At 38.2% G+C, this 12,789-nt stretch carries 14 protein-coding genes and 1 pseudogene; 9 read left to right on the forward strand and 6 right to left on the reverse strand.

Annotated features, from left to right (window positions below):
* Positions 1–51: 51 nt before the first annotated feature.
* From H5118_RS09310 to H5118_RS09330, 5 genes are all read left to right on the forward strand, one after another.
* Positions 52–459, forward strand: a complete 408-nt coding sequence (locus H5118_RS09310; RefSeq protein WP_182711611.1) for a hypothetical protein — start codon at positions 52–54, stop codon at positions 457–459.
* 84 nt (positions 460–543) lie between these two features.
* Positions 544–1,047, forward strand: a complete 504-nt coding sequence (locus H5118_RS09315; RefSeq protein WP_182748629.1) for a DUF962 domain-containing protein — start codon at positions 544–546, stop codon at positions 1,045–1,047.
* A gap of 59 nt (positions 1,048–1,106) precedes the next feature.
* The gene (locus H5118_RS09320) at positions 1,107–1,898 is read left to right on the forward strand and encodes an SDR family oxidoreductase (protein ID WP_182748631.1); all 792 of its coding nucleotides are present in this window, start codon (positions 1,107–1,109) and stop codon (positions 1,896–1,898) included.
* A gap of 61 nt (positions 1,899–1,959) precedes the next feature.
* The gene (locus tag H5118_RS09325; protein ID WP_007583339.1) at positions 1,960–2,553 is read left to right on the forward strand and encodes a DUF2238 domain-containing protein; all 594 of its coding nucleotides are present in this window, start codon (positions 1,960–1,962) and stop codon (positions 2,551–2,553) included.
* 60 nt (positions 2,554–2,613) lie between these two features.
* Positions 2,614–3,057 (forward strand): GNAT family N-acetyltransferase, encoded by a 444-nt coding sequence (locus H5118_RS09330; protein WP_182695591.1) that lies wholly within the window; start codon positions 2,614–2,616, stop codon positions 3,055–3,057.
* A 108-nt stretch (positions 3,058–3,165) separates the two neighbouring features.
* Here the strand turns inward: H5118_RS09330 and H5118_RS09335 are convergent, their stop codons facing one another.
* From H5118_RS09335 to H5118_RS09360, 6 genes and pseudogenes are all read right to left on the reverse strand, one after another.
* A complete protein-coding gene (locus H5118_RS09335) occupies positions 3,166–3,504 on the reverse strand; it encodes a hypothetical protein (RefSeq protein WP_024597909.1) in 339 nt (112 codons plus the stop codon).
* A 43-nt stretch (positions 3,505–3,547) separates the two neighbouring features.
* Entirely contained in the window at positions 3,548–3,691 is a 144-nt protein-coding gene (locus H5118_RS20910; RefSeq protein ID WP_232007048.1) for a DUF3465 domain-containing protein, read from the reverse strand.
* A 126-nt stretch (positions 3,692–3,817) separates the two neighbouring features.
* A pseudogene (locus tag H5118_RS09345) lies at positions 3,818–3,961 on the reverse strand (transposase); the annotation flags it as partial.
* Positions 3,962–4,041: 80 nt separating this feature from the next.
* Positions 4,042–4,278 (reverse strand): DUF3144 domain-containing protein, encoded by a 237-nt coding sequence (locus H5118_RS09350; protein ID WP_024600116.1) that lies wholly within the window; start codon positions 4,276–4,278, stop codon positions 4,042–4,044.
* A 395-nt stretch (positions 4,279–4,673) separates the two neighbouring features.
* A complete protein-coding gene (locus H5118_RS09355; RefSeq protein ID WP_007375469.1) occupies positions 4,674–4,853 on the reverse strand; it encodes a DUF6435 family protein in 180 nt (59 codons plus the stop codon).
* Positions 4,854–5,012: 159 nt separating this feature from the next.
* Positions 5,013–6,188 (reverse strand): PQQ-dependent sugar dehydrogenase, encoded by a 1,176-nt coding sequence (locus H5118_RS09360; protein ID WP_182720444.1) that lies wholly within the window; start codon positions 6,186–6,188, stop codon positions 5,013–5,015.
* A 266-nt stretch (positions 6,189–6,454) separates the two neighbouring features.
* On the opposite strand from H5118_RS09360, the gene H5118_RS09365 reads away from it, so the two are divergent.
* The 4 genes from H5118_RS09365 to H5118_RS09380 all read left to right on the forward strand — a co-directional run bounded on the left by H5118_RS09365 (position 6,455) and on the right by H5118_RS09380 (position 12,583).
* On the forward strand, positions 6,455–7,498 hold the full coding sequence (locus H5118_RS09365; RefSeq protein WP_182696447.1) for a flavin reductase family protein: 1,044 nt from the start codon (positions 6,455–6,457) through the stop codon (positions 7,496–7,498).
* Positions 7,495–8,547: an acyl-CoA desaturase gene (locus H5118_RS09370; protein WP_182748632.1), complete on the forward strand. Its 1,053-nt coding sequence runs from the start codon at positions 7,495–7,497 to the stop codon at positions 8,545–8,547. Before H5118_RS09365 ends, H5118_RS09370 begins: the two co-directional genes overlap by 4 nt.
* Positions 8,548–8,738: 191 nt before the next feature.
* The gene (locus H5118_RS09375; RefSeq protein ID WP_257983256.1) at positions 8,739–9,740 is read left to right on the forward strand and encodes a branched-chain amino acid aminotransferase; all 1,002 of its coding nucleotides are present in this window, start codon (positions 8,739–8,741) and stop codon (positions 9,738–9,740) included.
* 188 nt (positions 9,741–9,928) lie between these two features.
* Positions 9,929–12,583 carry a hypothetical protein gene (locus H5118_RS09380; protein ID WP_182748634.1) on the forward strand — a complete coding sequence of 885 codons (2,655 nt, stop codon included), beginning with the start codon at positions 9,929–9,931 and terminating at the stop codon, positions 12,581–12,583.
* Positions 12,584–12,789: the final 206 nt, after the last annotated feature.

A 12,789-nucleotide genomic window follows, 5' to 3' on the forward strand; every position in this document is an offset into this window, starting at 1 on the left:
TTGGAACCAAAATTGCTACAGATAATGTAACGCAACAATGGATTTGAGCTAATGACTACAATAACCTTTAAAAATCAATATAGTAACTATAACTCTCCTGCATTAAATAAAGCGGCAGGACTAAGCGAAGTTGCGGCAACTAATACCCTCCCTAACGAAAAAACAAATGATGTTAAAGGCATTACCTCAGCCCCTAAAGAACCAACGTTTTTAGAAAGTGCTCAAGAAGCGCTGGTTTATCAGCGCTTAGGTGTAAACAAAAACAAAATAGACGAGCTAAAAGCAACAATAGAAGAGCTCATTAAAGAACAGCAAAGTGAGGGCGCAGACCCTAGCGCAATTGCTGATAAAATAGAGGAACTCCAAAAAATGCTTGAGCAAGAGTATCAAAAAGGGCGCGAGCGAACGGATATGCAAGGTGAGCATGAGCCGGGTAAAATAATTTCTGCATTTGTTTAATTTACAAAGTGTCGGATACCTGACATTGTTGTTGTGTCTACTTTTGCTAAAGTAAGTTTTAAATATAAAAATAAAGGCAAAACAATGAAAACACTTCAACAGCAACTTGGTAAATATGGTTTATATCATCGTTCTAAACGTAATGTACTAACGCACTTTATTGGTATTCCGCTCATTGTATTTGCAGCGTTGTGTTTACTAGCGCGCATTCAAATACCCCTTGGTAGTGTAGTATTTGATGGCGCACAACTTTTTGTATTAGCGTCGGTTGTTTATTATTTTATGCTGAGCTTTTCGCTTGGCTTTATTATGGCCGTGATATTCACTTTACTCCTTGTTGGTGCTCAGCCTATTGCGGCAATGTCGTTTTGGCCTTGGTTGAGTATTGGCCTAAGTGTGTTTGTATTTGGTTGGGTACTGCAGTTTATTGGGCACTATTACGAAGGTAAAAAACCAGCGTTTGTAGATGACCTAATGGGTTTAATTATTGGCCCTTTGTACGTAACTGTTGAACTACTATTTTTAATGGGTTTTTACAAAACATTAGAAGATGAAGTAAACGCGATAGCTGGTCCTACAAAGGCGTAAAATACTTTTCTAAGTACCTTAATAAAACTTAATAAATAATAATAAAAGGCAGATAACGCATGCAATATAATAATAAAACCGTGTGGATCACCGGCGCATCATCAGGTATTGGTAAAGAGCTTGCTATACAATTTGCCGAGCTTGGCGCGCGCGTTATTTTATCGGCGCGCAATGTAGATAAACTAAACGATTTAAAAGCAACGCTTAAAGGCGAAGGGCACTTAGTTGTGCCGCTTGATTTAGCCAAGCCAGAACACGTACTGAGCACAATAACAGCAAAAATGAACGAGCTTCCTGCAATTGATATTTTAATTAATAACGGCGGGGTATCGCAGCGTAGCTTATTTTTAGAAAACGACTTTAACGTGTATCGCCAATTAATGGAGGTTAATTACTTTGGCTTAATTGCACTGACTAAAGCGGTATTGCCTTCTATGGTCGTAAGGCGCAGTGGCTCAATTGTGTCTATCAGTAGTGTGGCGGGTAAGGTAGGTTCAAAATTTAGAACGGGTTATTCGGGTTCTAAATATGCGGTTGTTGGTTTTATGGATTGCCTACGTGCAGAAGTAGCACAACATAACATTCATTGTTTAACAATTTGCCCAGGCTCTATTAAAACAGCAATTGCGCATAACTCATTAAACGAGCAAGGCATAGCGCAAAATAAACCAGAAGAGTCGATAGAAAATGGGATGGATGTAAGCGTAGCTGCTACAAAAATGATTCGTGCCATAAGTAATAAAAAAGACGAAGTGATTATTGGCAAAGGTTTGAGTGGTTGGGCGCCTACAATTAAGCGCTTTTTTCCTACTTTGTTTAATCGCATTACTGCAAAAACAAACTATAGGTAGCGTCGTTTATTTCAAAGGCGTAAAATGCCGTAAATTTGATCAATTTAGAAAAGGATTCTAAATGAAGTATTTATGGTTGAGCCTGTTTTTTATTGTATTAATTTGGTCTGGTATTAACCCAAAAGATCAATTTACATGGCTGCTTGAAGTTATCCCCGCAATTATTGGTTTAGTGCTGCTGGCAAGTACCTATAGCCACTTTAAACTTACCCCTATTTTATATACATTTATTTTAGCGCATTGCATAGTGCTGATGATTGGCGGGCATTACACCTACGCCGAAGTCCCTTTTTTCGATAATTTATTTGGTAGCGAGCGTAATAACTACGACAAAGTAGGGCACTTTTTTCAAGGCTTTGTACCTGCACTACTAGCACGCGAAATTTTACTGCGCAAAAAAGTAGTAAATGGTCGAGGCTGGTTAATCACCTTTGTTATTTCGGTATGTTTAGCATTTAGCGCCTTTTACGAATTAATAGAGTGGTGGGTTGCAGTGTTAAGCGGCGAAAACGCAGAAGCGTTTTTAGGCACGCAAGGTTACGTGTGGGATACCCAATCAGATATGGGACTGGCGTTATTTGGGGCTATTTGCTCGCTATTAGTACTTTCAAAAGTACACGACAAACAGCTAAAAAACGTTAAAGATTATTTATAGGCTATAGGAACGTTCTATAGAAATGTTTATAAAAACATTGATAAAAAAGACTACTAACGTATGACAGCAAAAATTAGTAACTACTCAATCAGCACAGATAAAAGCAAACTTAACTTTAATGTTATTTATAACTTTATTGCTAACAGCTATTGGGCCAAAGGCATACCTAAAAGCGTGATGCAATCGGCTATTGATAACTCAATGTGCTTTGGTGTTTACAGCGCTCATAACGAACAAGTTGGCTTTGCCCGAGTAGTGACCGATAAAGCAACCTTTGCCTATTTAGCCGATGTATTTATTGCCCCGCACTTGCAAGGTAATGGGCTGAGTAAGTTACTTATTAAAACAATAGTAGAGCACCCTGAGCTACAAGGGCTCAGGCGCTTTTTATTAGCAACTTCTGATGCACATGGTCTTTATGCACAATACGGGTTTAAACCGATAGACAACCCCGCACTACTAATGCAAATAAATCCTGAGAATGTGTATGGTGATAGTAAGTAGAGAGTACTTTCTAAAGTGGGGTTATTATTTTTATAATTCACTATATAGCTAATTAGTAAGCTGTTTTTTGATGTTATAAACTTTTTGGCGGTAGATATTAATACTCTTTTAAATACGATATTTTTTCTTCATTGATAGAGCATAAGAAAGTACAAATAGAGCCACCCACCAAGCAGCAAATACCCACAATCCAGGCTTAAGTTCACACCATTCTTTAATGTTAATAACACCATATATAAACAAACCTAGAGAGATGAGTGGTAAAATAAATAAGGAGTAAAAAAGATATTTAATAAAGTTTGATAGAAGTTTTTGATACAGTTTATGCTCATTATCAGAGCGAAACTCGATCATTAAAAAAATACATTGTGAAGATATAAGCAAAAGTATTACTTGTAATAAACACCAGCCTAAAGCCGCCAAAATTGCGATCCATTGCATTGTCATTTTCGTTTTCCTTACCTTTTTACTTTAACAGATTGCTATAAAGCTATTGGTATATTTTACCTTTGTGTTTTAACCAACCACCAACATGATATCCGTTGGGATCTTTATGAGTCCAGTGTACTACGGCCACTTTTTTATTCCACTCATACTCTCTATAAAATTGAACATTATCACTTTTCGAAATCAATTTAATTTTTGGGGCTAGGTCAATGTTATGTGCGATTAAAATAGTAATGCTGAACTTAATTTAAGAATAAACTTTTGATGACGCCAGCCTTTATTATCGACGTTTAATATAGGAATCTTTTCGTCAACGACTGAGCATTAACGGATGAATATCAAGCGTCCTAGCAACCTCCTTTATCAAGACATCGTCACGTAAGCTTAGTTCGACTGCTTTGATTTTGAAATTAACTGGGTAAAACCGTGTCTTTCTAGCTTGAGTATATCTAGGCATTTTAGTCTCCTCATAGTGATGAGGAGGTGTCCACTAAAACGGGTGAGGAGCAGTCCTTGTTGATTTGCCTTGTTATATGTTTATTTGCTGGAGTAGTGCTCAATAGAGTTCCTAAGCATATCCTCATACATTTCAATATACTCTGTAATATTAGCTTCGAGGTTGTTTGGGGATGATTTATCAAGAATGTTTTGAGCATTGTAGCAAGCGGTAGCAAATAGCATTGAAGAGCTTGCTTGAGACATTGAAGTCTCAGTTTCAACTTCAATCGCTTTTTCTAAATACCGGCCGACTACTTCTTCAAATTTTTCATCCATACTCTGAACATTCCCTAAACATATAATAGCTTTATCAGAGGACACTTTCCTCTTTTTATGAGCAAAGTATGTCCTCTTAGTTATTTTTAATAGTAATAGCAAATCTTGTAACACATTGCCAGTTATAAACTTTCAGGCGGGTTGTTCTTTTAATGATATGCACAAATGAGGAAAACGTCCTCATTTTTTGACTTAGGAGGAAAAACGCCAGTACTGTACGTAAATGTAGCAATTACATATTTAAAATGAAAGCTAAAAGCCTTTTTAAATGATTTAACAGCCACTAAAAAACGGCGGCGATAATGCAAGTAACCGCTTTAAGTACACTTGTTTGTGTAAGCATATTATAAAAGGTGGTTTACTGGTGGTAGAAGTTGTAAAAACGAGGTCATTAATTATTTGGCTTTTTTAGCCTCTAGAGTTTCTATTTCACTCCAGATTTTTTCGGCTTCGGCACTTAACATGGCAAAGCTTTTAATGTCGCCTTTTCTTTGTGCCTGCATGCCTTGCTCTAGTTTTACGTCGTATTCTTTACGCAGTTTTTTTACGGGATCAGGCTTTAAAAATGAAAACATTAGTATTCTCTTAATTTATTAAATTATATGTAGTTAGTGTACGCATTAATGGGCTTAATAGTTCTTTATTTGGTGAAAATGTTCACTTTGCGCTTTTAAAGCGCAAAGTAAACACGGTGTAGTTATTAACGTACTGTGTGCTAGTTCTGGTTCTAGTGCTTACGTTTCTGGCTCTAGGCGTTTAATACCTTGCCCATCAATACCCAAATAAATAAAACCATCGCTGCCTTGGGCTAGGCTACGTACTCTGCCAATGCCATCGAGTATTTTATATTGCTTAACAACCTTACCCTTTGAGATTTCCAATGCGCTAATAAATGCAAATTTCATTGATGCTAATAATAGCTTACCTTTAAGCTTTGGGTATTTATCACTCGTTACATACAACATATCGGAAGGGGCAATTGAAGGGGTCCAGTGTAATACGGGCGATTGCATGCCGTCTTTTTCTTTAAGGTCTGTAAACTTGGTACCGCTGTAGTTAACGCCATAACTTACTAAAGGCCATCCGTAGTTAGCGCCTTTTTTTATTATATTAAGCTCATCGCCGCCGCGTGGCCCGTGTTCGTGAGACCATAAAATATTATTTTGATTATCAAACCACATGCCTTGTGGATTACGGTGTCCATAAGACCATACCGCATGTTTTGCATTTTTTTGTTTAACAAACGGATTATCACTTGGGATATTACCATTTTCGTGTAAGCGATAAATTTTACCGCCGTCCCGCGTGAGATCTTGCGGGTTTATGTCGCGCGAGCCGCGATCGCCAATTGAAAAATAAACATAACCTTCATTATCAAACACAATACGACTGCCATAGTGTTGGCCTTTAGTGCTGTTATGCTCGCCTTTGTATAGCAATTGTTGATCAGATAACTGCGTGTGATCGCTATTTAGCTTGGCGCGCATTAAGGCGGTGTTACTTCCGCTTCCTTTGCCCTCACTACTTGAGTAACTAAAGTACAGCCATTGGTTTTGCTTACTATCGGTGTGTAGTGATAAATCAAGTAATCCACCTTGGCCATTAGCGCCAATGTCGGGAAGCCCTGAAACCTTAGTTAATTTAGTGGTATTTTTAGGTAATAAAAATAAGGCTCCACTGCGCTCAGATATTAGTAAATCACCATTAGCTAAAGGCTCAATAGCCCAAGGTATAACTACACCTTCTGCCGCTGTTACTGCGTTAACGCTAAGCGATAAAGTATCGAGCTGCTTATAGTTTTTTACGTAATCGCTTTTTGCATGCGCGGGTGCGTTAGTAGCAAATATAGCAACGGCTAAGCCTGCACTTATTAGTTTAGGGAGTGTGTTTTGTGACATTAAATTTATCATTATGGCTTCCAAAATTAATCCAATCTTACATAACCTTAACATGGCATAAATAAATTTGTTAAGTGCTGAGTTGAATGAAAAACACACACTTATATATTTTAAAATTACTTCTTCACAGGAAATTGTTTTAGTAAATTGCGCTAATAAAAATTGAATAATTACTCTATTGGGGTTGAAAACTTGAAATTTGAGCGTACACTTGTGCGCTGAAGTTTGGGCGTACACGTGTAAGTTCAAAGCAATTAAGATTTGATAGAGATTTAACCATGATGACTCAAGTATTAAACCAATTTTCAAAATGGTTTTTACACCATCAAAGTTTTGCAGGCTACATAGAGCCCGTAATGCAGGTGTTTAAACCTGCTTGGCGTGCAGGGCAGTTTAGAGCGCAAGTAGTTAGTACAGCTGTACTTGATGGCGGTTTTTTAAGTGTGCAACTTAAGCCAAGCAAACAATGGCAGGCGCATACGTCAGGGCAGCATATAAGTTTAACGGTTGAAATTAATGGGCGATTATTAACACGCGTTTTTACCGTGGCCTCAAGCGCTCAGCAATTTAAAAATACAGGTTTGGTGCGCTTACTAATCAAAACAAATGCGCAAGGGCGCTTTACAGGCTTACTCAGCAGTGCATTAAAAGCGGGGTTGTGGTGCAATATTTCTGCGCCAAGCGGCGACTTTGTGTTTAAAAACACACACACGCCAGCCACTTTTATTGCAGGCGGCTCGGGTATAACACCTATGCTGGCTATGCTTGATGATTACTTAAGCCAAACTACGCAAAAAGTGTCGTTAGTGTATTACGCAAAAGCCACTGAGCATCAATGTGTTGATGAGCTAAGTGAGTTGGCGGCGCAGTTTGAGCATTTTTCGTTTTTATTATTAACGCGTGAGCAATCAAGCGATATAACCAGCAATATTAAGCCGTGGGAAAACCCAGATATTTACTGCTGTGGCCCTGCAGCATTTATGCAAACGGTGAGCGATTTTGCTAAAACGCATAAGCTAAATTACTACCAAGAAGCCTTTGGTTTAGCGTTGCCTAGCTTAAACGACGACAGCCAATTTAATGTAAAAATTAACGCCAGTGCCCATGTTGTATCGGGCAACGATGTTTTACTGACTCAGTTTGAAGAAAAAAAGCTACCCGTTAAACGCGGTTGCGGTATTGGTATTTGCCATCAATGCCAATGTATTAAAAAGTCAGGCGTGGTACGTAATTTAAAAACAGGTGAATTGAGTGACAACGGCGAGCAATTAATACAACTTTGCGTAAGCCAACCTGTTAGTGATTTGGAGTTACAATTATGAAAAACATTAACTATGACATGCTCGCAAGCGAGCTAGATGCCATTAAAATGGACACCCTTGGCAAAGTTGGCCAACAAGATGCTGACTATATTCGCTCTGTTGTGCGCAAACAGCGAGTGTGTGAATGGAGCGGGCGAATTTTGCTTATGCTTGGTTTTATTCAGCCACTATTGTGGATTGCAGGCGTGCTGCTATTAGCGCTTGCTAAAATTTTAGACAATATGGAAATTGGCCACAATGTAATGCATGGTCAATACGATTGGATGAACGACAAGCAACTTAACTCACAACATTATGAGTGGGACATAGCGTGCGATGGACAAAGTTGGCACCGCGTTCATAACTTTGAACACCATACGTATACTAATATTATTGGTAAAGACAGAGACTTTGGTTATGGCTTGTTGCGTTTAAGCGATGATTTTAAATGGCGCTTTAAAAATGTATGGCAGTTTTTTACGTATATTAATTTGAGTGTGTTATTTCAGTGGGGCGTGTCGTATCACGAGTTAGCTGCAGAGCGTGTTTTTATTGGTAAAAAGAAAGAAAACCGTGAAGGGCTTTTATCGCACTCTACATTAAAGCAACGCTTTTTTAGTAAAGGCGCTCGCCAGTTAATTAAAGATTATGCGATATTTCCGTTACTTGCAGGGCCTTTATTTTTATGGGTATTGGCGGGTAATTTAGTAGCAAACTTAATCCGTAATTTATGGACATCAACCATAATATTTTGTGGTCACTTTACTGAAGAAACGCAAACTTTTAAACAAGAAGACTGCGTAAACGAAACGCAAGGACAGTGGTATTATCGCCAAGTACTGGGCTCGTCAAATATTAAAGGGTCGCATTGGTTTCATGTTTTAACGGGGCATTTGAGCTGCCAAATAGAGCATCACTTATTTCCTGATATGCCGTCTTCGCGCTATCAAGAAGTTGCACCTCAAGTACAAGCCGTTTTGAAAAAACACGGTATTGATTACCATACAGGTAGCTTTTTTAAACAGTATACCTCGGTGTTAAAACGTATTATTAGATATTCTTTCAAGTAAATTATTTACCTTTAAGAATCGGCTAGTGCAACTGTATTAGCCGATTTTTTTGTTTATAGCACCCAAAGCGGTTGATTAGTAAACAGCACTTGCAAAAAATTCTCATAGTTAATTAAAAAAGCCTTACTTTAGCTATGGTTAAATAGCGTGTGATTGTCATACAATGGAGGGAAATAGACCACACAAGAGAGATTAAAATGGCCGCATTTGGTACCGTGTTTATGCCGCAGATGATTCAAGCTCGTTTTTCTGATAATAAATGGAGCGAAAGCTCAATTGTTCCTTCCGATAAACTTGAACTTCATGCTGGTGCGCACGTTCTTCATTATTCAAGTACATGTTTTGAAGGCTTAAAAGCCTTTCGCCATGAAGATGGTTCTGTTTATCTTTTTAGAATGGATGCAAATATTGCACGCATGCAACAAAGCTCAGCGCTATTAAGCTTACCGAGTTTTGACAGCGATATGCTAAAAACGATGATTATCGATATTATGCGCGAATACGCAGATGAAACGCCATTACCGCCGGGCTCTATGTATATTCGTCCAACGCACATTGGTACTGAGGCTGCAATTGGTAAAGCAGCAGCGCCATCAATGAGCTCGCTTTTATACACGTTACTATCGCCAGTAGGTGATTACTTTGCCGGTGGTGCAACTGCACTGCGTGTACTACTCGAAGAAGATGGCATGCGCTGCGCTCCGCACATGGGTATGGTAAAAAGTGGTGGTAACTACGCCAGTGCTCTAGCACCTATTAGTGCTGCACGAACTAAGTATCAGGCAGACCAAATTTTATTTTGCCCAGGTGGCGATGTTCAAGAAACCGGTGCTGCTAACTTTATACTTATTGATGGCAACGAAATTATTACTAAAGCGCTTGATAGCACGTTTTTACATGGTGTAACGCGTAATAGTATTTTAACCATAGCCAAAGATTTAGGTATGACGGTAAGCGAGCGTAACTTTAGCGTTACTGAGCTATTAGAGCGTGCTGCTAAACCAGGTACTGAAGCCGCGCTTTCGGGCACTGCAGCTGTGCTAACTGCTGTGGGTACATTTATTCATAACGATAAAGAATACAAAGTAGGTACTGGCGAGCCAGGCCCAACGACCGCGCGCCTTCGCCAAGCATTGAACGATATTCAATGGGGTAAAAGTGAAGATAAACACGGCTGGTTAACTAAAATTTAATGACTTAATAATCCGATATTAGTTTTCTAATATCGGATTTTTTTATGGCAGATTCGTGTATAGAGGCATTTTCACACATATAGTGTAGCCACTTAGTTTTAGTAGACACCTTGGTCTGTTTAAGCATTTCAAAATATATCTAAGTATTTGACTCATCAGTATTAAAATATTAATAAAGGGAATTAGTTTTGGATTCAATTAATTTTGATTGGTATGACTTTGCCGAAAAGTTGATAAATACTAAAGTAGAAGAAGGTTGTAAGCCTTTTTTGACAGCGCTTGAAAGTGTAAAACAAGGGGATGTAAGCGCTGCAGTAGCTGCTTTACAAGACCTTAATGAATTACAGTACCTACTTAGTGTTGTTATTCTTGAAATACAGCATGTTAAGTTGGGCGCAGACCCATCCCTATTAACTCTATTTACGGAAGCACTTCGCGAGAATGTACCTATTGGATCTGTAGACACTTCAAATATCTATCATGAGATTGCATCGGTTTGGGAAAAAGATGTGTGTGCTTTATTACCTGATGATGATGTTCTTTACCGTAATCAATATCAAAGAGGTGACAGCTTACTTATTAGTGTTGTTAATGAGCGCTGCCGACTAGGTTTACACGCTAAAGCATTACCTTTGGTAAATAAAATAGATGCTTATTATAGAGAAAGTTTGTCTGAAACGTGGGTTAAAGTTATTTCTGGGTTGTCAGAGGGTGATGTTAAAGAGCAGGCGCTAATGACATTAGCAAAAGTGGGGTCGTATCGTCCAATGATTCAAGATGGGGGAGAGGAAGCCTGTGCGTTTGCTAATGCGATTAAAGGGTTTAGTGATCTTGATTTAGACAGTGAACACGCTGCTGTACAAGTAAGCTTTAAAGGATTGCTAAGGCTCTCTCGTCATCGTGCAACGAAAGATGTTCGCTCCTTTGGTACATATACTGCTCAAGTTGCCGCAGCCAAAGTTGCAGGTCGGATAAAGCACAATGGATGGCATGAAATTGCAAAAACACTTACTCCTAATATACATGATACAGACTTAAAACAACGAGCTATTGTTGCATTGCAATTAGCCGAGTTTCATTGCTTAGAAAAACCAATTTCAGAGTTACAACCCATTATTGAATCGATTGGATTAGTTTGGTCAGGTATTGATGATCCTCTTCAAGCTCTCAATAATTATATTGATAGTAAACCACTTAAAAAAGTTTCTTCTGATGAAGAGTTAGCAAATGCAATTATAGCGGGAAAAGATATGACTGCTGAAGTGGCATTAAGAATGGCTCAAGAAGATAATGAAAATAGATATCATACTCCTGCCTATAATCGCTTTTTACTCGGATGCCAGCTTTGTTTGCCAGATGAGCAGTTGAATCAATTTTATGAAGAGCTTGATTGGAGCCATGAAGAAGCATTAGTGGAAGGTGCTTGGTGGTTTGTGTGGCGTCAACCTGAAAGAGTTTTGCCATATTTAAATCGAGGTTATCCAGAAGGGGATAAATTTGGTACTTACACAAAAAGGTTTTTGCCCTTTTTAACCCCTGACTTACTTGCCAAGGCTGAAAAGTTCTATATTGAACACGAAAGAACAGAGCCGCTGACCCTTTTTATTGCTCATTGGGTTTTACACGACAATTTACATAATGCCGCACGTATTCTTGGCCATCTGGGGAAAACAACTTCAAAGAAAGAGTGGGTACCTCGTTATCGAAGAGGGAACAGTGCAGGCAAACCCTTTATTACAATTGCGGATAAAGAAACTAACGCAAAACCATTGCCCTACTTAGGCGAAGTTTCTGATATTAAAAGTGCAATAAAAGCTTGCACAACAATTGCCTTGTTGTTGCAATTAGTAACTGATCATTGGCAAGATAAACAACTTGTAGAGGCGGTTTTGAAAGCTGTAAAGCTAAAAAAATATCAAAAGTCGTTTGATGATCGATGTGCTTTAATTAAGCTTTATTTAATAGTTGGCGAACTTGAGGCTGCAGTTGCTTTATTACCTTCGGTGAATACGGGACGTAAAAGATGGAGTAATGTTGAATATGGCGCTGAACCGGTTGAAGATATTTTAAGTTTTTTAATGACCTCGCCAGAAAAATTAACCTTAAACTTATTTAATACATTAATTATAGAAATATCAAAAATATTTCCTCAATGGATTTGGTCATCGTATTTTAGTTTAGCGCGCTTAAGTTGCCACCTTTCAAAAGCTGATCGCGAAGAGGCACAGCAAGCTATAACTAAAACTGCTAGTAAGGTATTTAGATTTCCATCTGACAATATTTCTGTTTACTTTGGTTTTTTGAAAGGCACGCTGGAGGTTGAAGGTTATAGTAATTCGCTAGCGTCTCAATTAGAAACTTGGTGTCATAAAATCAAACAGCTTATGAATCATCAAGGCTGCTATGTTGATATTGTATGGATAATCTCACAGGTTGCTAACTTAAAGATGCATGTACCACACGAGTTATGGGAAAAGTTCTCTAGTGATATATACATTAATATTCAATTTACTGCGTACAAACATAGAGCTATTTCGGTACTTGAAAAAACGTTAATTCATTTATGGTCTGTGGGAGATTTAACGCTAATGAAGGCTTTAATTCAATCTAATAAATTACCAGAGCATTTACAATATGATTTGTATCGAAGTATTTGGAAGGATATTCATTTAGCACCAAGTCCATATGAGGTATTAGCTTTGACAAAGCCAGGTCTAAATGCAACGCCAATTCTTAAAAAAGAATTTACTGAATCTTTATGTAGTGTGATGGTTGAGCATCAGCATCCCGACGCTCAGCGTATGCAAAAATTATTGACCACTACAATAATGCCGCTAAATTAATCAAAAAGTGATAGGGAATGGTTTTCAGCTATAAAGATATCGAAGGTTTGGTCAAGATAGAATTGATTAGCTTGTAATTAAGTGTGTGATTCATAGAGATCGTTTCAATATACTATGACGCTATGAACAAAGAAATTAAACAACGTTTAAAGTGGATTGAGCTTTACGAAAAAACTAATAATGCGGGCCTAGTTTGTCGTCGGTGT

This window comes from Pseudoalteromonas sp. SR41-1 (assembly GCF_014164015.1).
Classification (GTDB): Bacteria; Pseudomonadota; Gammaproteobacteria; order Enterobacterales; family Alteromonadaceae; genus Pseudoalteromonas; species Pseudoalteromonas distincta.